Origin of the sequence: Bacteroides sp. D22 (assembly GCF_000163675.1) — a bacterium.
In the GTDB taxonomy this organism is placed as follows: domain Bacteria; phylum Bacteroidota; class Bacteroidia; order Bacteroidales; family Bacteroidaceae; genus Bacteroides; species Bacteroides xylanisolvens.
On the sequence record NZ_GG774805.1, the window covers coordinates 190854 to 212219 of the forward strand.

Here is a 21366-nt window from a genome sequence, read left to right on the forward strand (position 1 = left end):
AAATTTGTTTTATTATATTGACCTGTCATTTCAGAAAGAATCGAGGTCGATGTCTATCTCGTCGTCATATCCGGTGTCGATGTTGATGCCTCCCTGCATTTCGTTGGTGAGGAAGTTGCCTCGCAGGGTGGTGAGGTGTCCCCGCCGGTAGGGCACTTCCAGTCCCCGGGTACGCGACACTACCTTTCCGTTGGCGTCCGCCAATTCAATATTCAGGGGCACAAAGGATTCCGTGCCGTTCACGAAGATAAAGTCCGAACCTAGCGGACATTTCTCCGTGCCGTCGTCGGGGATGGTGAGAGGGGTGGAGAACGTCACGCCCTGCACGGAGTTCATCGGCTTGCCCGTGGCGGTGTTGAATCCTAACGGGAAATAGAACCCGTAGGAAAAGGTGACGGTGTAGGTGTTGTTGCCGCCTTCGGCATCGCGTTGCCGCTGTGTTTTTGCCAGAAACTCCTGCACGTCGGTGGCGATAATACGGTATTTTGCCAACGGGCGCACCATGTCGACTTTGGCTTGTACGCGGACGTTCCATTCGTCCCGGTAGGGGCGCAGGTCAAGGGTGGTGCTGCCGTAGAGGCAATCGCGGTAGCCAGTGCTTCCGGTGTAGGGCGTGGTGCAAGTTACTTGCTGCAAGTTCTCCGTATTATAATAGAGGTCGGTGGTCGTGCCTGCCACAACGTAGTCCGTCCATACGGCGAGGGTGTATTCTACGGCGTACAGCTTCAAATGGACAGGGAGCGTGATTTTCCCGTTGCCGGCTTCGTCGGCATTGTCCATGACGGTCACTTGCCGGGCTGCCGGTTTGCCGTCGCGCCATGCTTCGATGATGAAGCGGCGGCGGTAATCCGTTTGTTCTCCGGCACGGGCTTTTGTGATTCCGCGGTGTGCCTTGTTGGTGATGATTTCCAGTGGTAGGAGTTCGAGGTCGAGGGTCACTTCGGTACTGACCTCTACAAGCGTGGGGTCGATGCCTTCCTCACCGTCCGGTGTCATCGCGGGATAGTCGTGTACACAAGCGGCAAGGACGGTTGCCAACATGAAGGTGATAAATCCTATAGCATATTTCTGTTTCATAAGCCGTTACTTTTTAAGGTTGAAGCGATAGACGATAGAAAGCCCCATGCGGGTGATGCCCCAGTAGTTCTTCGTCCGTGTGTCTATCCGTGCGCCGTTGTCTATATTATAATAGGTGTCGTACTTCATGTTGGCATAGCCTGCACCGAGGGTAAATTCTCCCGCCCAATGTCCGCCGAGCGGCAACAGATAACCATAGCTGACGCCCGCGCCCAGCAACGGACGGTCGGCGTCTTGATAACGGTCGCGATTCCACTTCACATTGAACCAGCCTACGTGGGCATGAAGACCGAAGAAATGTCCCGAGCCGGGCTTCGAGAGCCAGTAACGGGCTTCGGGTTGCAGGGTGAAGGTCTTCACGGCATGTTTGCCGCTGATGTGCCACGGACACCACAATATCGGCAACTCTACGGAAAGATGCTTGCCGACCTGCACTTCCGCCGCCACGTTCATAATCGTGCCCGCCCAAGCGGCAAGGTTGGTTTTCACGCCAAGGTAACGACCGTTGGCGGGAAGTGAAGGCGAGGTAGCTGTAGAGGTGGAAGCGGTGGAAGAAGAAGGAGTAACTGAAGCAGAAGAAGCAACCGAAGTAGAAAGAGCAGTAGCTGCATCGGGTGCAACAGGTGCAGTAGCTGCATCCGGCACAACAGCCGTGGCAGCCACGGCGGAAGAGTCAACAGGCTCTTTGTCTCCCTGCAAGGCAACCGGAAGGGCTTCCTGTTGTTCCTGTCGCCTCGCCGCACTTGCAGGCTCTTGCCGGTTTTGCGGAATCTCGCTTTGGCAATCTTGGAAACCTCGGCAACCTACCACGACGACTTCTCCCCACAAGGGATGAGCCAACGGGTGGTTGAGTGTCCGGAAATGCCGCTCGCGCAGTCCGTAGTGGTCGATAAGATAGCCTTTCAGATTGTTGGCACGCCAGTAGGCGGCGCGCAGATTCGACTTTTCATCGTCCCAACTGCCGGAATAGCTCTGCACGTAGAGGGTGTCCTGACGTTTACGAAAGGTGCGCAGCCGTTTCTTCAACTTCCGCAACGACAGTCGGTTGTCCGCATATTCCGTCTTGAACATCCGGATACGTGAAGGATAGCTGAAAATAATCAGGCTGTCTGCCGAAGGTGAGGAAAGGACGGCAGCATCCGGCTGACCGCGCAAGGGAACAACCGATAGACATAGCAAAAATGCCAGTACGAAGTAACGGAATGTACTCCACGCTACGTTTTGTTTGTTTTTCATTCTCATACCTGTAACATAAGATTACAAAAATTTATATACAAGAAAGGCGTAAGTGTCCGTATGCTTATCCGTCAATCGGGGCCTTCGCACTGCCCATACCGTAGATAAGCAACAGAACACTCACGCCATTGGCGTATATAAAGCTTGTGTATCGTCCCCCTCCCCTCTCCGGACGGAGGGGGAAGCGGGGGCGCAAACAGGCATCCATATAAACAATGGAACGTGAGCATTTGTTGCATTCATCTTCACGGTGACAAGTCAAAGGTGCGAAGTTTGATTGACGAAGATGATATTCTTCAAACGCTTTCCGTTATCTAAAAATCACGCCCTCTCTCACAAGGGCAGTGACAAAGATAAAGAAAAGCCGAAAAACAGCAAACAATATAGGCTAAACTTTTATTCGCCGGGGCAAAAATAATTATTTCAGCCCGACGAAGGACAAAATGGGAATGGACAGATTCATGGACAAAATAGAGAAGAGGCTGTCAGGAAAAGGCTTGGCGCATACAAACAGTAAGGGCGACCCGTTTTTTAACGAGCCGCCCTTACTGTTTGTTATCTATCTTTTCACAATGCCTCAATTTCTTCAGCAGTGAGTCCCGTACATTCTGAAATTAAATCGATAGCCAAACCTTTGGATTTCATCATACGGGCGGACGATTCTTTTCCTCTCAACATACCTTTCTGTTCGGCAAAATCCAACGTATTGAAATAATCGTTATAAACTTTCCATTCCTTCTCATATTGAGCTCTTTCCTCCGGAGTCATATTCGCTTTGGAGGCCATCTTCTCAAGTCGTTCAAAAACGGCTTTACGTGCCTTGAAAGGCATTCTATCAAGTGTATCCATATGCTTTAATACATAAATCCATCGTTCAAAATCGTTACTACACTCATCCTCTTCTTTGTCAAAGTTAGGCAGTTCGATAAAAATCTGCCGAAACTTGTTATTGAAAAGCTGTCCTGTATCCCGGTCGGAAAGGATTACATCAGTCCTTATCTTCGCAGGCATGTCCTTGTCAATCACAAAGTTCATAAAAAACACTCCGTATACAGCATCCAACCGGAAGTCCCAAGGACCGCTTTTAGCTTGTTGCGTAATCGCACGAGAGAGGTAGAAGAGAGCACGATCTTTAAAGTAAGGTTGCTCACGATTCTGCATTTCTACGATTATCCGTTCACCTGTGTCAGTCATACAGTAGATATCGTAGATAATCCCCCGTTCTGTTTTTACTTCCGGCTGCTGTTCGTTGTTAAGGAACTGGATGTCGGTAATCACGTGCTCTCCAGAGAGCAAATCGTTCAAGAAGTCGATTAATAACTCCTTTTCTACCTCTCTGCCGAATAAAAACTTAAAGCCATAGTCGGTAAAGGGATTAATAAATCTTCCCATTATTAATGTATTGGTTGTGTATATTGACAACAAAGATAGACATTTTTTGTTTAATGATGAAAGTTCCGGGTTAATATTACTGAATGACTGAAAGAACCGATTCTATAAATCTTCCCCTGCCATAATGTGACGGATTTCCGCATCAGTGTCCGAACCTTCGGGCAGACCAAGCTTCACACGGATGCGGTATCGGGTTTTGGACACACTTGCCACGCTGATGCCGAGCGTCCGCGCCAGTTCTTCGTTGGATTGCTTGAGCAGAACCAACATACAAAACAGTTCCTCGCTACGTGTCACCGCCGGACAGGCTTCACGAAGATGTAGCAGCGCCGACGGGTAGACGGACAAAAAGGCGTTACGGAAATCCTCTTCTTCCTTACGGGTGAGCAAGTGGGATTGAAGGCTTTCCATCACGCTGTCAAGTTCGCACGTGTTGCGGTGGCGCGCCTGGATATCAGAAAGCTGGCGGATAAGGGAGCGGTTGCGTTCGTACAAGTCCTGACGGGCGGCTATCAGTTCGTGAAGCCTACTTTCCTGGTCACGCAACCGTTCGTCAGCCCGCTCATGTTCCTGCGCCTCGAGCTGCCACCGGAGCCGCAGATTGCGGTGGCGCATCACCATCCAGCCGGCTATAAAAAAGACGAGTAGCAATGCACACACTCCGGCTATGGAATATACATGCAACAGGGTATCCTGAAGACGGACTTCGGCAGTCAGCAGACGATTCTCCTGTTCTTTCTTCTGTGTTTCGAAACGGATATTTGCCGATGCCAACTGGTGTATCTTGTCTTCGCGGGTCACCGAATCTCTCATCATCCGATATTCGGGAAAGACAGTAAGCATATCCACCGCCCGCCTCGTGTGGCGATAGCCTTCCATTAACAATTCCGCCGCTTCCGAAGCAGGGTGAAGCTCGGATATATCTTTCAACTCGCCAATAGATTTCCGAAGCAGGGGGATTGCCTCCAACCATTTACCGACGCGGGCAAGAGTGCCACCGTAATAATAGTCATAATATGGCAGGCGGTGACGGGGAACTTTACCTTCAAGTGCGGCAAAGCCTCTCAAAGCCACATTCACAGAGTCGGGAAAGGCGGCAAGATAATACATCCGGTCTATCTGCACCATCAAATGATAGTAGTCGTTCTTCGTCCGGTCAAAGCAACTGTCGGCCTGCGCAAGAACCAGGAGTGCGGAATCGGGGCGATTCAGATTGTTGTGTATCTCCGCCTTCGCAATGAAGAAACGACCTATCAAGTTATTGTCAACTTCGGCACGTGCCGGCTCACCCATTCCTACGGCACAATAGCGAAACGCTTCATCATAGAGCCCGAGCAGGCGGTAGGCTTCCGTCAGAATCTCCGCCGCCACCAGCTTGCCGTGATAGCTGCCCGACTTCTCACATAGACGGATAGCTTCACGACAGAGGGAGATACTTTCTTCATACTTCCCCTGCTGAAGGTATATATCGGCAAGCCGCCCGATAGCTTGCGGATAAAGCCAATAGTTACTTAAACCCGAGCGTTCTGCCACTCGGCAGGCTCTACGGAAAGCGGACTCGGCACGAGTGCTGATAGTGTCGACACCCATATAGGTGATGCCTGCCGTAGCTGTACAAAATATCTCGCTCAACGGGTCGTTATTCTCATCTTTCAGCGCCATCGCCCGGTTGAGATAGTCCACCGCCTCCGCATGGCGGTCGAGCGCCATAAGCATCTGCGCCTTTACCACCCACAGTTCCCTGCGGCAATAACGGGAGACAACAGGGTGTTTCGCCCGCTCCAACGAATCAAAATACTGATAGCCGGACTCAAAGTTCATCATCAGATTGAAGTATATCATTAACCGGCGGAGAGATTCGGAAGATAAACGGCGCAATTCTTCGGTAGTGAGCACATCGTCCACCGGAAGCCGGAACACGGAATCAAGCGGCGGGAAAGCCAGACTTTCCTTCTCCTCCTTAATCAAGCGGATACCACGCCCCAATGTACGAAGACTGTCGGCATAGAATGTGGGAGAAACGGCAGGATGTTCCCGCTGCATGTCAGAAGGTCGGTTGCAACTCCACACAGCCGTCAGCATAAAAAAAACGAAGAATATGTAGGTGGATTTAATCATAGATATGCATTGTATGTTTGTTTGCCGACACAAATATAGCATTTTCATTAAAACAGTGCATTTTCACACATAGTTTTTTTATCTTTGCTCACCAATAGTAAATTGAAAACAATTCAGCAAGTTATGAGAACAAATATAAATCTTATCCCAGTCTTCTGTATTCTACTGCTTTGCGCTTGCAAAAGCGGGAATGCATCCAGCCAAAACTCCAAAGAAGCTCCCAAAGATACCATCACCTCCTTTACGCTACCTGCCATCCCGCCAATGCTGACAGCACCCGAGCTACGGGCAGATTTCCTAGTAAAGCACTATTGGGATAACGTAAACTTTGCCGATACCAATTATGTCCATCATCCCGAAGTGACCGAACAAGCTTGGGCGGACTATTGTGATATACTGAACCATGTTCCATTGGAAACTGCACAGCAAGCTATGCAGAAAACAATCGAACGGACAAACGTGGATAAGAAAGTATTCACTTACATCACTGATTTGGCAGACAAATATCTATACGACCCTAACTCCCCGATGCGTAACGAAGAATTCTACATTCCCGTATTAGACGCCATGTTAGATTCCCCCCTGTTAGAAGAAATAGAAAAAGTACGTCCCAAAGCCCGCCGGGAATTAGCCCAGAAAAACCGTATCGGAACCAAAGCACTGAATTTTAACTATACATTAGCTTCCGGCGCACAGGGTTCTCTTTATCAACAAAAATCGGACTATACCTTATTATTTATCAATAACCCGGGATGCCATGCCTGCACGGAAACAATCGAAGCATTAAAAAACGCCCCTATCATCAATCAACTTCTGGAACAAAAGAGACTAACAGTCCTCTCCATTTATCCCGACGAAGAGTTGGACGAATGGCGAAAACACCTAAATGAATTCCCCAAAGAATGGGTTAACGGATATGATAAAACCTTCGCTATCAAGGAACAACAACTGTATGACCTGAAAGCCATCCCTACCCTCTACCTCCTAAACAAGGATAAGACAGTACTTCTGAAAGATGCTCCCGCGCAAACCATCGAAGAATACCTGCTAATGAAAGGCGAACAATAAGCCCCCACGCCGCCCACACACGTGCCACGCCACACCGCCCACCCCGCATGGTCTCCCGGCCTCGTTTTTTCAGCGTCAAGCGCAGGTGTTTTCTTCGGCGTCAAAAAGGGCAGACTGTTTGAGCGTAGCGAGTTTCTGCCCTTTAGCCGAAGGAAGCACCGGAGTAGCTGAAAAAACGCAGCCTTGATCCTTTCTTTTTGGTTCTTTCTCTTTCGTATCAAGACGAAAGAAAAAGAACATCCCTTTGGAAAAAACAAATAAACTCCCTATCTTTGTCGCGCATTGGTTTGCGACTCCCATGCGGGGGAAGCAATTAAAAGGGAATCAGGTGCAAGTCCTGAACAGTCCCGCTGCTGTAAGTTCCATATAAGTTACAAGCAATTCACTCATTGCCACTGGAGACCAATCCGGGAAGGCGTTTGTAACAGGAATAAGTCAGAAGACCTACCATGCAAATAAGTTTCACTGCTTTCGAGGAAAAAGCGTTGAGTCTAATGAACCGGACAAGTCGTCTATCATTTCATTCATCACTCTGATTCAGAGAAAGTGTGTTAAAACAGATAAACTCTGCCAAGTTTATTTATGCGTGTCCGGTCGAAGGGATTTCGCCCGGACACTTTTAAACAGTAACAGACTGAAAAAGGAATAAATGAAGAAAAGAACATTTAATAAAGTGATCTTTGCAGCATTCAGCTGCCAATTCTTATCCATACCACTTTTTGCACAACAGCAAAAGGTAGATACGACACATACATATTCTATTCCCGAAATAACAGTATCAGATATCTATCAGACCCGCGAAGTACGCTCAACCGCTCCCCTGCAAGTCTTCTCCAAAGACGCCCTGAAAAACCTGCACGCCCTGCAAGTCTCCGACGCGGTGAAACACTTTGCCGGAGTGACCGTAAAAGATTACGGAGGTATCGGCGGACTGAAAACAGTATCCATACGAAGCCTGGGAGCCCAACATACCGCTGTCGGTTATGACGGAATCACCCTGACCGACTGCCAAACCGGACAAATAGATATCGGGCGTTTCTCGCTCGACAACGTAGACCGCCTTTCTCTAAACAACGGACAAAGCGATAACATCTTCCAACCTGCCCGCTTCTTCGCGTCAGCAGGCATATTGAATATACAGACACTCACGCCGCTATTCACCAAAGGCAAAAAGACCAATATAGCCGGAGCTTTCAAAACCGGCTCCTGGGGATTAATCAATCCCTCCCTGCTACTGGAACAACAATTCAATAAGACATGGAGCATGTCAGCCAATGGCGAATGGATGTCCTCCGACGGACATTATCCGTACACACTACATTATGGAAATGCGGCAGAAGACCTGTCCTCACGTGAAAAACGAAAGAATACAGACGTACAGACATTCCGTGCCGAAGCCGGACTTTACGGCAACTTCTCCGATAAAGAACAATGGCGGTTGAAAGCCTACTACTTTCAGTCCTCCCGGGGACTACCCAAAGCTACAACCTTCTATAACGACCATTCCACACAACACTTGTGGGATAAAAACACATTCATACAAAGTCAATACAAGAAAGAATTCAGCCGGCAATGGGTGTTCCAAACCTCTGCCAAGTGGAATTGGAGCTATCAACGTTATCTGGACCCCGATACCAAGAACTCTTTAAAGAAAACAGAAAACAGCTATTACCAGCAGGAATATTACCTTTCCGCTTCTGTACTATACAGACTGTTGAGCAACCTCTCTTTCTCACTTTCCACAGACGGAAGCATCAACACCATGAACGCCGATCTAGCCAACTTTGTACACCCCACACGTTACTCATGGCTGACAGCATTCGCCGGAAAATACGTAAATGACTGGTTAACAATCTCCGCATCCGCATTGGCAACCGTTATCAATGAAGATGTGAAGAAAGGTGGTAGTGCCGGCAATCACCGTAAGCTAACCCCTTATGTAAGTGCCGCTTTCAAACCTTTCCAGCATGAAGAATTCCGCATCCGCTTCTTCTATAAAGACATTTTCCGTCTGGCAAGTTTCAACGACTTATATTACGAAGAAGTAGGCAACACCCAACTAAAGCCGGAAAAGGCCAAACAATACAACATCGGACTGACATACAATAAAAATGTATGCCCGTTCCTACCCTATCTGTCAGTAACCGTTGACGCCTATTATAACAAAGTGACAGATAAAATTATCGCCTACCCTACCAAGAACCTTGCCGTATGGAGCATGAAGAATCTGGGTGAAGTTGACATCAAAGGCATTGATGCCACAGGAAGCCTGTCCCTCCAACCTTGGGATAAAATACGCATCAACCTCTCGGGTAACTACACATACCAACGAGCTTTAGATGTCACCCCGCCCGATCCGAACACGTATGAATCGACATACAAACATCAAATAGCCTACACTCCCCGCGTCTCCGCTTCGGGACAGGCAGGCGTCGAAACACCGTGGATCAATCTGTCTTATTCATTCCTTTTTTCCGGAAAACGCTATGCATTAGGACAAAACATTGCCGAAAACCGATTGGATAGTTATAGCGACCACAGCATTTCTGCAAACCGCGACTTTCAGATCAGAAAAATCACGACCTCTTTCAGCATGGAAGTATTGAACCTGATGGATAAGAATTACGAAATTGTGAAATATTTCCCAATGCCCGGACGATCCGTAAGGGCGACAATAAAAATAAGATATTAACTATTATAAAGTAAGATATTGACGTGAAAAGGAAACTAATATATATATTCTCGTGCTGGCTGTCATCCATAATCTTATTCGTGGCATGTGATGATATGGAGGACAAACCCTTCACATCAGGCATTATAGGCGATCCGACAGAAACGGGTACCGCCGAACTATATGTATTATGCGAAGGACTGTTCAATCAGAACAATAGCTCGCTGGCACGTTTTTCTTTCGGCAACCAGCAAATGGTTCGTGACTATTTCAAAGCAGTCAACCGCCGGGGATTAGGAGACACTGCCAATGACATGGCCATCTACGGAAGCAAGATATATGTGATAGTCAATATCTCCAGTACGGTAGAAGTGATAGACTTTCGTACGGGAAGCTCATTGAAACAGATTCAAATGCTGGCAGAAAACGGAAGTTCCCGTCAACCACGCTACATCGCTTTTCACAAAGAAAAGGCATACGTATGTTCATACGATGGAACCGTTGCACGTATAGACACAACCTCCCTATCCATAGAAGCTATCACATCAGTGGGACGCAACCCCGACGGTATTTGTGTACAAAACGAAAAGTTGTATATTTCCAATTCCGGCGGATTGGACTATTCATCAGGACTGGGGGTAGACAACACGGTATCTGTTGTCGATATTGCCACATTTAAAGAAAGTAGCAAACTAACAGTAGGCCCGAATCCCGGTAAGATAGTAGCAGGTCCGGACGAAACCGTTTATGTAGCCACCCGTGGCGAAGATGTAGAAGCCGGCGATTATAACTTCGTCAAGATAGACTGCCGGACAAACAAAGTTACTCAATCTAACGAGAAAGTACAAAACTTTGCCATCGATGGAGAGATTGCCTATCTATATAATTACAATTATAACACGCAGACCTCTTCTATCAAGATGTTCAATCTGAAAACAGAAGAGACAATCCGTGAGAATTTCATAACTGACGGAACAGTGATAAAGACACCATACGGCATCAACATCAATCCTTACAGCAACAATGTATATATCACCGAAGCCCGTGATTACACCACCTATGGAGACTTACTTTGTTTCAACCAACAAGGACAACTCATATTCCGTCTGAACAACATCGGACTTAATCCGAATACTATTGCATTCAGTGACAAAGCCTCACAAAGCGATATTGATGACAACGATGATGATAAGGAAAATCCTCTGGCTTTCGCCAATAAAGTATGGGAATATCGCCCTGCTCCCGGACAGTTTATCAACACTACCACTTCAGCATATAAGGAGGGCTTTACTTATGATGATATACTAGAAGAAGCAACCCGCAGAATCCAGCAGAAATCACTCCTTACATTGGGAGGATTCGGCGGTTACATTGTTTTAGGATTCCCACAATCCATTCCGAATGTAACAGGAGAATATGACTTCAAGATAAAAGGCAATGCTTACTATAACTCCAAAACCGGAACAGGAGCATTGGGAGGAAGTGCAGAACCGGGAATCGTATTTGTATCTAAAGATGTAAATGGCAATGGAAAGCCTGACGATGAGTGGTATGAATTGAAAGGAAGCGAATACGGGAAAGACACAGAAACACGCGGATATGAAATAACCTATCACCGTCCGAATCCAGCCAACCTAAAAGTTTTTTGGAAAGACAATCAAGGCAACGAAGGATATATCTTCCGCAACAGCTTCCATAACCAGGAATCATATTATCCACTTTGGATAGAAAGTGATGAAATCACATTCCAGGGAACACGTCTAAAAGATAATGCCGTCCCAGAAAACGGATTATGGGTAGGATATTGCTATCCGTGGGGATATGCAGACAACCATCCTAACAGCAAGGAAGGAAGTAATTTCAAGATAGATTGGGCTGTGGATAGTAATGGCAGTCCGGTAGACTTGGATCAAATCGACTTCGTGAAGATTATGACCGCAGTCAATCAGGATGCAGGACAAATGGGTGAAATATCAACCGAAGTTACCACCATTGAGAACTTACATTTCAAGAAATAATCAATAATTAATTAATAACTAAAATCAGAAAAGAACATGAAGAAATTATCTTTATTATTACTGTTATCAGTATTTGTATTTTGTGGCTGTAGCGATGATGACGATACAAAAACATACGTGCTTAGCCTGCCCAATTACGAAACTCATACACTTGATATGGGCGATCAAGAAAATCCGGATGATTCATGGTCTGTTAGTAGCGACTGGGGGACAACTAACTACAAATATAATCTATTAACTGACGCTAGTGGTATCTTTGAATTTGACTGTGTATCTTCAACATACGGTTTCTATTCAGATAGTTTTGCATTTACAAATTGTACAGAAAAAGATTGCCCAGACTTCGCAACTTATGATTATCGCGCTATCACTAAAAAAGGAGTAATCAATAATACATACGTTATCGTGGGAGCTGCCGGATATAAAATTGGAAAGAATTCTGATAAAGAAGCTGCAATCCGTTTCAGAGACCACGACAATTCAAACAAATTGGAATCCTATAGAGTAAAAGGACTATATTTAACAAACTGTGTCTATGCTTACAATAGTATGAAGGAAGGTAGTTCTATATTCGAAGGAAAAGATAAATTTGGAAATACAGATTCTTTCAAAATCATCATCTATAATATGGATAAAACTCAAAGTGTAGAGTGCACTTTAGGTGAAGGAACCCAATTTGTAACTACATGGAAATGGGTAGACCTAACTTCATTAGGCGAAACAGAGGGATTGAAATTCAATATCAAGACCACCAAAGAAGACCAATGGGGTGCAATGACCCCAACCTATTTCTGTCTTGACGGTATCACTATTGAAGACTAAATAACCAACTTGTTTGATTGGTTGAGATTAAACATCAATCGACCGCATAATTTTAAAGGGCCGGATATTCTTTTAAGAAATCCGGCTCTCTTTCTATCGACTCACTACATTTTGATATATTACCAGCCCATAGAGAAGTAAATCCAATAACTCTCACTAACAAAAAGACACTATATATTTGCTAATCACACAAATTTTATCTACATTCGTCGTTCAAAACTATTAAATCTACGACAATGGAATTACCTTTTGCTGAATCATGGAAAATAAAGATGGTAGAACCCATCCGGAAAAGCACACGTGAAGAACGCGAGCAATGGATTAAAGAAGCACATTATAATGTCTTTCAACTCAAATCAGAACAAGTTTATATCGATCTCATCACCGATTCCGGAACCGGAGCGATGAGCGACCGTCAATGGGCGGGAATGATGCTAGGCGATGAAAGCTACGCCGGAGCAACCTCTTTCTTTAAGTTGAAAGAGATGATTACGAAACTGACAGGATTTGAATATATCATACCTACCCATCAAGGACGTGCCGCAGAAAATGTGCTTTTCTCTTATCTCGTGCATGAAGGAGACATTGTACCCGGCAACTCACATTTTGACACCACCAAAGGACACATCGAAGGACGCCATGCCACCGCATTAGACTGCACTATCGATGCAGCAAAACATACCCAACTGGAAATCCCGTTCAAAGGAAATGTAGACCCTGATAAATTGCAGAAAGCCCTGACAGAATATGCAGAACGAATTCCTTTTATCATCGTAACCATCACCAACAATACAGCCGGAGGACAACCCGTATCCATGCAAAACCTGCATGAAGTACGTGCCATTGCTGACAAATACGGCAAACCCGTACTTTTCGACTCTGCACGCTTTGCTGAAAACGCCTATTTTATCAAAATGCGCGAAGAAGGCTATCAAGACAAAACCGTCAAAGAAATCACACGGGAAATGTTCTCTCTAGCCGATGGCATGACAATGAGTGCCAAGAAAGACGGAATCGTCAATATGGGTGGATTTATCGCCACACGACGTTCAGACTGGTATGAAGGCGCAAAAGGTTTCTGCGTACAATACGAAGGCTATCTCACCTATGGAGGAATGAACGGACGGGATATGAACGCTCTTGCCATCGGCTTGGATGAAAACACCGAATTCGACAATCTCGAAACACGTATCAAGCAAGTGGAATACCTGGCAAAGAAACTGGATGAATACGGAATTCCTTACCAACGACCGGCCGGAGGCCACGCCATCTTCATTGATGCACCTAAAGTGCTGACGCACGTTCCCAAAGAAGAATTCCCGGCACAGACGCTGACCATAGAACTTTATTTGGAAGCCGGTATCCGCGGATGTGAGATCGGTTATATCCTCGCCGACCGTGATCCGGTGACTCATGAAAATCGTTTTAACGGTCTTGATTTACTCCGCCTCGCCATTCCCCGCAGAGTATATACAGACAATCATATGAATGTAATAGCCGCCGCTCTCAAAAATGTATATGAACGTAGAGAAAGCATCACTCACGGAGTGCGTATCGCCTGGGAAGCGCCTTTAATGAGACATTTCACAGTTCAATTGGAAAGATTATAAACTTAGAAAAAATAACAAATATCAGTTGAAGAAGTAATAGAAAGGGATCGAAAAGACCAGTGCCAGTATGAACGGGCAATACTTTCTCCATTAACAAGAATAATTGTTTGCATAAAACAAAAGTGTTTCCCAAGTGTTTATATTATAATCGAACTTAATACGTAAAATTATGGCAGAAGATTATAAATTAATAGACAACGAAGAAAAACATCGGTATGAATTTCAGATCGATGGCAAAATAGCCGAAATAGACTATATCAAATCAAATAATGGAGAAATATACCTTGTACATACAGAAGTACCCGCCTCATTAGGCGGCAAGGGAGTAGGCTCACAACTAGCAGAAAAAGCACTGACAGACATTGAACGACAAGGTTTACGCTTGGTACCGCTTTGCCCGTTTGTAGCCGGATATATTCACAAACATCCGGAATGGAAGCGCATTGTAATGCGTGGTATTCATATTAAATAAATACAGATATGGAAAAGAAAATAGAATACACCAATGGTGAACTGACCATTATATGGAAACCGGAATTATGCCAGCATCCGGAATATGTGTAAAGATGCTACCCAATGTCTATCATCCTAAAGAAAGACCCTGGGTGCAAATAGAAAATGCGACAACGGAAGAATTAATTGCACAAATCAGTAAATGTCCGTCAGGAGCATTGAGCTACCGACTTAACAAAAAAGAGAAGTAAACCAACTATAAAAGAACCCGTCTGAAAAGCCGTGAGTTCATAAAATCATGAGGGCGTTCGAATATAAAGTGAACCCCGAAAGTCATACAAAAACTTTCGGGGTTTATTTTATTATGTCAAGACATCACACATTACAAAGAAAAGAAAAACAGGTAGAAGCACTCCATCTCTTCTCCTATTCAACTCAATGTCCACGTCAATACAAAGTCCGGACAAATACGATAACCGACAGAGTAAAGTTCCTGCTGCTCCGTCGCCAACTCCTGAACCTGAAACGTTCCTTGCTCTTGAGGAATAAAATGCGTCAAACGGAGTTTACGAAGATCAGCGTCCGCGTTTTCCATCCGCTTAAAAACAGCTTCCTTTGCCGACCAATGCAATAACAGTCCCCAAGTCATATCGTCCTGATAAGGTTCCGTTTGTTCGTCAGAACGGATATACCGATCAGATACCTTGTGAACGCGTTGAGCATATTGCTCAATATCAATACCTGCCGGAGTGAAAGAAGCAAGCATCACAGCTACATAACCTTTCGTATGAGAAATACTGATGAAAAAAGAATGATCCGTCAGATAAGGTTTTCCCTCGGGAGAATAACCGATTTCCTTATCCTCCTGCAACATGGCATACAACAAAACACGAACGGACAACCATTCCATCTTACGCCGTTCGGAGACAAAACGATTCAATTCCTGTTCACAGAACACTCTTCGCGCATCCGGCAAAAGAGCCAACAGAGCATCCAAAGACTCTTCCATCTTCCAGACAGCCCACTGTATATCATCCGTCTTATGTTGCAGAAATAACGCCATCTTACGTTTGCTTGATTATGCTTTCAAAATTATGATTCCAAGATTATTCCTTCTCTACCGAGCCTTCCATATCCTTCGGCAGAATTGTAAACTTCACTTTCAGGATACGACGACTATCCATTTCGAGCACTTCAAACTCATAATGGTGATAAGTCACTTTCTCATGCAATGCCGGGAATTCACCTTTAATTTCGAGCAGCATACCCGCCAATGTATCCGCATCTCCCACCACCTTTTCAAACTCGTCTTCGTCTACTTTCGCAATCTTATAGAAATCCGTCAACTGCGTCTTCGCTTCAAATATCCAAGTATGGTCATTCAAGACAACGTATGTACGTTCTTCATCATCATATTCATCATGAATCTCACCTACAATCTCTTCGATAATATCCTCCATCGTCACCAGTCCGGAAGTTCCTCCAAACTCATCCACAACAATGGCAATATGAATTTTATTCGCCTGAAAGTCACGTAACAGATCATCAATCATCTTTGTTTCCGGCACAAAATAAGCCGGACGGATCAATGACTGCCAACGGAAATTATCCCCCTTGTTGACATGAGGCAGCAAGTCTTTAATATACAATACCCCCTTGATATTATCCCGCGAACCGGAATAGATAGGAATACGCGAATAAGCATTTTCAATGATACATTGCATCACCTCCTTGAAAGAGGTACGGATATCCAGATCGACCATATCCAGACGTGATGTCATCACCTCCTTCACAGTTTCACCGCCGAAACGGATAATACCCTCCAAGATATTATTCTCTTCAGAGAGTTCCGCTTTATCTGTCAGCTCCAATGCGTGCGACAATTCATCGACAGAAATATTGTGGCTCTTCTTTACAAAATGTTTATTCAGAAAAGTGGTTGAACGTACAAGCACAGTAGCTATCGGACGGAACAGTTTTTCCAGGAAGTAAATCCCCGGTGCCGAAAAACGGCAAAAAGCCAAAGTCTTCTGTGCTGAATAGATTTTCGGCATGATTTCACCGAACAACAACAATAGGAAAGTCAGGATGACGGTCAGTATCAAGAACTCTGCCAATGGAGAATGAAAAACAAATACATTCATAAAGAAGAAGTTGCAGAGCATGATAATGGTTACATTCACAAAGTTGTTCGTAATCAATATCGTTGCCAGGAGGCGTTCTGAATCCCCCAACAGGGCACTTATTTTTTCGTCGGAAGGATGATTCTGTTCATCAATATCATTCCGATCGGAAGGAGTAAGTGAGAAAAAAGCTATTTCGGAAGCCGAAGCAAAGCCGGAAGCAAGCAGGAGTACACCTGCCAATACTATGGCAATAATAGCAGAGATAGAAGGAGTGTTTACGGTAATACCGTTGAAAATGTCAGCCAATTGGCTTAAATAACCATCTGAGTCCAAAGAGTCTATATTTTAATTAAACAAAAGATAATGTGCCAAGAAGCTCGCGAAAACCTATTGGCACACTATCACATTATCTAGAACGGCAAATCATCTGCCGGATTATCTTGTGCGGGTTGTGCCTGCGACTGCTGCGCTTGTTGCGGCTGGCCGGCAACCGATTGTTGCTGTTGCCCCGTAGTCGGTTGTCCGGAAGCAGAAGCTCCTGCACCCGGATTAGCTCCTTTCGGAGACAGCATTTCCATATTATCCACATAAATTTCGGTGATATAACGCATAGCACCCGACTGGTCGCTATAAGAACGTGTTCTTATCTTTCCTTCCAGATACAGTTTGTCACCTTTGTGCACATACTTATCCACAATCTCCGCCAAACGGTTGGATGCAACGATATTATGCCACTCTGTTCTTTCGGGAATCTGGGTTCCATTAGCCAACGTATATCCACGATCCGTTGTAGCCAACGGGAAAGTTGCTACTGCCGAACCTGTATCGAAGTATTTTACCCGAGGATCTTGTCCTACGTTTCCTATCAATATCACTCTATTTACTGACATATCTGTATCAAGTTTATGATTCTTAAAATTAAATCTGCTGCCAAAATTAAACAGAATAACAATAGGATGCAAGATTTTAAGTATAAAATCAAGTATTAAGTTTTAAGTATTAAGTATTAGGCTGCGCCATAAACTGCATGGGTAATACTCAATACTTATTACTTAATACTTATTCTAATGCTTATTCTAATGCTTGTAGCAAGTCTTGTACTAATTTAGAAACAGCGTATTGCTCCAGTTCGTCCACCCTTATTTTCAGGAAATCACTGAAAGAAGTCAAATTTTCAGACAAGGTCACTTCATATAGATTAGCATAGATAACCCGGTGAGACAATACATGCTTCACCTCCCTGCAAACCGAACGTACCACCGGTACTTCCCCCGGCGCAAAGAGTGCACGAAATTCCGGTAAAGTCAAAAAATCTTCTTCCGAAAGAGCCGTCGGAGTTTCTATCAAGGGCAGTTCGAACAGATTTTTCCAAATATCATTGCCCGTCCGTTTATTTATAAAGGTATACGCGCCCGCACGTACATAAATATAATTAAAGTAACGGTTCGTTGTCTTTGTTTTGTGTTGCTTCACCGGAAGTTTTGCCACCAAGCCTTTCGAAAGTGCCGAGCAACTGCCCACCAACGGACAGAACAAACAATCAGGCGACTGCGGAGTGCACTGAATCGCCCCGAAATCCATTATTCCCTGATTGTAAACAGCCGGATGCTTCTTATCCAGCATCTCATCCGCCAATGCTGCAAAGAGCTTTTTTCCTTCTGTCGAATCAATCGGAGTATCGATGCCGAAATAACGGGAAAGCACCCGGTACACATTACCGTCCACTACCGCATAAGGCATACCGTAAGCAAACGAACAGATCGCTGCCGCTGTATACTCCCCCACTCCTTTCAGAGCCAGCACTTCCGGATACGTTTCCGGGAAAACCCCATTCATGCTTTTGGCGGCGGCATGAAGATTGCGGGCACGTGAGTAATACCCCAGTCCTTGCCAGTATTTCATCACTTCATCCTCCTCCGCAGCGGCTAAAGTCCGCACATCGGGAAAACGTTTGATAAAACGAAGAAAATAATCATACCCCTGCGCCACCCGCGTCTGTTGAAGAATGATCTCCGAAATCCAGATCAGATACGGATCGGCAGACTCCCTCCAGGGCAGTTCACGTTTATTCTCTTTATACCACTCTACAATCGTTTTAGTAAACTCGTTCATATCCTCGTTCCTAGTGTATTATCTAACATTTATCTTGCCTATCCTATCCAAAAGACACACAAAAGTAACTCTTTTGGTTCTAAGAAAACCCTATGCCACTATTTTTTTAGAAAAATGTGCAGAATATATTTTTTTAGGAGCTTAAAAAGCTATATATTTGCAGTCCAAAAAATTAGCAATAACATAGTAATAATATTTTTTTTAAGGAAAAATGACTAAAGCAGATATTGTAAACGAGATTACAAAGAAAACTGGAATTGATAAGCAGACAGTTCTTACAACAGTTGAGGCATTTATGGATGCAGTAAAGGATTCATTGTCTAACGATGAGAACGTATACTTGCGTGGGTTTGGTAGTTTCGTAGTAAAGAAAAGAGCACAAAAGACTGCTCGTAACATTTCTAAAAATACTACGATCATTATTCCGGAGCACAACATTCCGGCTTTCAAACCGGCTAAGACATTTACAATTTCAGTAAAGAAATAATAAACAAGAGTATTAACCCATAAAATGTGAAGCTATGCCAAGCGGAAAAAAGAAAAAAAGACATAAAATGTCTACGCACAAGCGTAAAAAAAGACTAAGAAAGAACAGACATAAAAGCAAAAAATAATTTTTAAGTCTGGATCACACAGAAATAAAGAACAAACTTGCGAAGCTAATGTCTTTCAAGTTTGTTCTTTGTTTAAGTAGCTAACCCAAAATGAACAATTTGTCAAAAAAGTTGTTCATATAAATGAGATTCAATCAATAATAAGGAAACAAAACAGTGACAAGTGAACTAGTAGTTGACGTACAGCCCAAAGAGGTCTCCATCGCCCTTCTCGAAGATAAGAGCCTGGTGGAACTTCAAAGCGAAGGAAGAAATATTTCTTTCTCTGTGGGCAATATGTATTTGGGACGTATCAAGAAATTGATGCCCGGACTGAATGCATGCTTTGTAGACGTTGGTTACGAGAAAGACGCTTTCCTTCATTATCTGGACTTGGGTCCTCAATTTAACTCACTCGAAAAGTTTGTAAAGCAGACTTTAAGCGACAAAAAGAAGCTGACCTCCATCAGCAAAGCAACCCTGCTTCCCGATCTTGACAAGGATGGAACAGTATCCAACACCCTCAAGGTAGGACAAGAAGTAGTGGTGCAAATCGTTAAGGAACCGATCTCCACTAAGGGACCGCGACTGACGTCCGAAATTTCGTTTGCCGGACGCTATCTCGTACTGATCCCTTTTAATGACAAGGTTTCTGTTTCACAAAAAATTAAATCGAGCGAAGAACGCGCCCGCCTGAAACAATTGCTGATGAGCATCAAGCCGAAAAACTTCGGTGTCATCGTCCGCACGGTAGCCGAAGGCAAACGCGTAGCCGAACTCGACGGAGAGCTTAAAGTCCTGGTTAAGCATTGGGAAGATGCGATGGTAAAAGTACAAAAAGCCACCAAGTATCCGACGTTGATTTATGAAGAAACCAGCCGCGCCGTAGGTTTGTTGCGCGACCTCTTCAACCCTTCTTTTGAGAATATTCACGTCAACGACGAGGCTGTGTACAATGAAATTAAAGACTATGTATCACTGATTGCGCCCGACCGGGCTAATATCGTGAAACTGTACAAAGGTCAACTTCCCATTTACGACAATTTCGGTATCACCAAGCAGATTAAATCATCGTTTGGTAAAACAATCTCTTACAAGAGTGGTGCCTATCTGATTATTGAGCACACTGAGGCGCTTCACGTAGTAGACGTGAACAGCGGTAACCGCACCAAGAATGCCAACGGGCAGGAAGGTAACGCACTCGAAGTAAACCTGGGAGCCGCCGACGAGCTGGCCCGCCAATTGCGATTAAGAGATATGGGTGGTATCATTGTCGTGGACTTCATCGATATGAATGAAGCCGAAAACCGTCAGAAGCTTTATGAACGAATGTGTGCCAATATGCAGAAAGACAGGGCACGGCATAATATTCTGCCGCTTAGCAAATTCGGGCTAATGCAGATTACACGCCAACGTGTGCGTCCGGCAATGGACGTCAACACGACCGAAACCTGCCCCACTTGCTTCGGCAAAGGCACTATCAAGTCATCCATTCTTTTTACGGACACTTTGGAGAGTAAAATTGATTACCTGGTCAATAAACTGAAGGTTAAGAAATTCTCGTTACACGTCCATCCGTATGTTGCCGCTTATATCAATCAGGGACTCGTTTCCCTGAAACGGAAGTGGCAAATGAAATACGGATTCGGTATCAAGATTATTCCAAGTCAAAAACTCGCATTTCTGCAATATGTGTTCTATGATACACATGGAGAGGAAATCGATATGAAGGAAGAAATCGAAATCAAATAGGGATATTCAGTAAATGTTCCTCTTTCTAAAAAATCAAGAGAAAAGCTTTGCTTTACGTGAGCTTTTCTCTTGATTTTTTCGTTCAACTCTCCCAGTCTTCTATCTTTTTTGTAGAATATTGTTTACATATTCTTATTTTTTCCTTCCCACCCATGCATTATGTACATGTCTTTTTTAGGGGAAGTTAAAACCTCTCCTGTTTTTCCTGTTATTTTAGTTAGATTATGCTGCCTTTCTTTTTTTCTTTTCGACCTTTTCTATCATACATACCGCATTGGCTGTATGTATCCCAAAGAAAATCCAAAGTACTTCCGTTTT

General features: G+C 44.5%; 16 protein-coding genes, 1 pseudogene and 1 riboswitch. Of the genes and pseudogenes, 9 read left to right on the forward strand and 8 right to left on the reverse strand.

The features are described 5' to 3' along the window. Nucleotides 1-30: 30 nt before the first annotated feature. The 4 genes from HMPREF0106_RS12860 to HMPREF0106_RS12845 form a co-directional block, all read right to left on the reverse strand. Nucleotides 31-1077, reverse strand: coding sequence for a DUF6562 domain-containing protein (locus HMPREF0106_RS12860; RefSeq protein WP_004314847.1), 1047 nt, complete (start codon nt 1075-1077; stop codon nt 31-33). Between the two features lie 6 nt (nt 1078-1083). Next, nucleotides 1084-2313 carry a DUF3575 domain-containing protein gene (locus HMPREF0106_RS12855; RefSeq protein ID WP_008016239.1) on the reverse strand — a complete coding sequence of 410 codons (1230 nt, stop codon included), beginning with the start codon at nt 2311-2313 and terminating at the stop codon, nt 1084-1086. A gap of 567 nt (nt 2314-2880) precedes the next feature. Next, on the reverse strand, nt 2881-3705 hold the full coding sequence (locus HMPREF0106_RS12850; RefSeq protein WP_004314849.1) for an Rpn family recombination-promoting nuclease/putative transposase: 825 nt from the start codon (nt 3703-3705) through the stop codon (nt 2881-2883). Nucleotides 3706-3807: 102 nt separating this feature from the next. After that, complete coding sequence (locus tag HMPREF0106_RS12845) at nt 3808-5871, reverse strand: tetratricopeptide repeat protein (RefSeq protein WP_009039922.1); 2064 nt, start codon at nt 5869-5871, stop codon at nt 3808-3810. Nucleotides 5872-5946: 75 nt separating this feature from the next. On the opposite strand from HMPREF0106_RS12845, the gene HMPREF0106_RS12840 reads away from it, so the two are divergent. The 7 genes and pseudogenes from HMPREF0106_RS12840 to HMPREF0106_RS12810 all read left to right on the forward strand — a co-directional run bounded on the left by HMPREF0106_RS12840 (nt 5947) and on the right by HMPREF0106_RS12810 (nt 14716). Beyond that, nucleotides 5947-6891 carry a DUF5106 domain-containing protein gene (locus tag HMPREF0106_RS12840; protein ID WP_009039923.1) on the forward strand — a complete coding sequence of 315 codons (945 nt, stop codon included), beginning with the start codon at nt 5947-5949 and terminating at the stop codon, nt 6889-6891. 266 nt (nt 6892-7157) lie between these two features. Then, a riboswitch (cobalamin riboswitch) is annotated at nt 7158-7358 on the forward strand. 182 nt (nt 7359-7540) lie between these two features. Next, entirely contained in the window at nt 7541-9583 is a 2043-nt protein-coding gene (locus tag HMPREF0106_RS12835) for a TonB-dependent receptor plug domain-containing protein (RefSeq protein WP_009039925.1), read from the forward strand. A 23-nt stretch (nt 9584-9606) separates the two neighbouring features. Beyond that, complete coding sequence (locus tag HMPREF0106_RS12830) at nt 9607-11580, forward strand: YncE family protein (protein ID WP_009039926.1); 1974 nt, start codon at nt 9607-9609, stop codon at nt 11578-11580. Between the two features lie 36 nt (nt 11581-11616). Then, nucleotides 11617-12402, forward strand: coding sequence for a DUF4465 domain-containing protein (locus tag HMPREF0106_RS12825; protein WP_004316212.1), 786 nt, complete (start codon nt 11617-11619; stop codon nt 12400-12402). 236 nt (nt 12403-12638) lie between these two features. After that, the gene (locus HMPREF0106_RS12820; RefSeq protein ID WP_009039927.1) at nt 12639-14012 is read left to right on the forward strand and encodes a tryptophanase; all 1374 of its coding nucleotides are present in this window, start codon (nt 12639-12641) and stop codon (nt 14010-14012) included. A 169-nt stretch (nt 14013-14181) separates the two neighbouring features. After that, nucleotides 14182-14484 (forward strand): GNAT family N-acetyltransferase, encoded by a 303-nt coding sequence (locus HMPREF0106_RS12815; RefSeq protein ID WP_004316210.1) that lies wholly within the window; start codon nt 14182-14184, stop codon nt 14482-14484. Nucleotides 14485-14492: 8 nt separating this feature from the next. Continuing rightward, a pseudogene (locus HMPREF0106_RS12810) lies at nt 14493-14716 on the forward strand ((4Fe-4S)-binding protein). Between the two features lie 179 nt (nt 14717-14895). On the opposite strand, the gene HMPREF0106_RS12805 reads toward HMPREF0106_RS12810, so the two are convergent. From HMPREF0106_RS12805 to mutY, 4 genes are all read right to left on the reverse strand, one after another. After that, nucleotides 14896-15528 (reverse strand): 4'-phosphopantetheinyl transferase superfamily protein, encoded by a 633-nt coding sequence (locus HMPREF0106_RS12805; RefSeq protein WP_008644694.1) that lies wholly within the window; start codon nt 15526-15528, stop codon nt 14896-14898. A 43-nt stretch (nt 15529-15571) separates the two neighbouring features. Then, nucleotides 15572-16924, reverse strand: a complete 1353-nt coding sequence (locus tag HMPREF0106_RS12800) for a gliding motility-associated protein GldE (protein WP_008644692.1) — start codon at nt 16922-16924, stop codon at nt 15572-15574. A gap of 77 nt (nt 16925-17001) precedes the next feature. Next, nucleotides 17002-17481, reverse strand: coding sequence for a single-stranded DNA-binding protein (locus HMPREF0106_RS12795; RefSeq protein WP_009039928.1), 480 nt, complete (start codon nt 17479-17481; stop codon nt 17002-17004). 181 nt (nt 17482-17662) lie between these two features. Next, entirely contained in the window at nt 17663-18703 is a 1041-nt protein-coding gene (mutY, locus tag HMPREF0106_RS12790; RefSeq protein ID WP_008644690.1) for an A/G-specific adenine glycosylase, read from the reverse strand. 211 nt (nt 18704-18914) lie between these two features. Between mutY and HMPREF0106_RS12785 the strand changes: the two genes are divergently transcribed. Beyond that, nucleotides 18915-19190 (forward strand): HU family DNA-binding protein, encoded by a 276-nt coding sequence (locus HMPREF0106_RS12785; protein WP_004300646.1) that lies wholly within the window; start codon nt 18915-18917, stop codon nt 19188-19190. Between the two features lie 283 nt (nt 19191-19473). Then, complete coding sequence (locus HMPREF0106_RS12780) at nt 19474-21048, forward strand: ribonuclease E/G (RefSeq protein ID WP_004316204.1); 1575 nt, start codon at nt 19474-19476, stop codon at nt 21046-21048. Nucleotides 21049-21366: the final 318 nt, after the last annotated feature.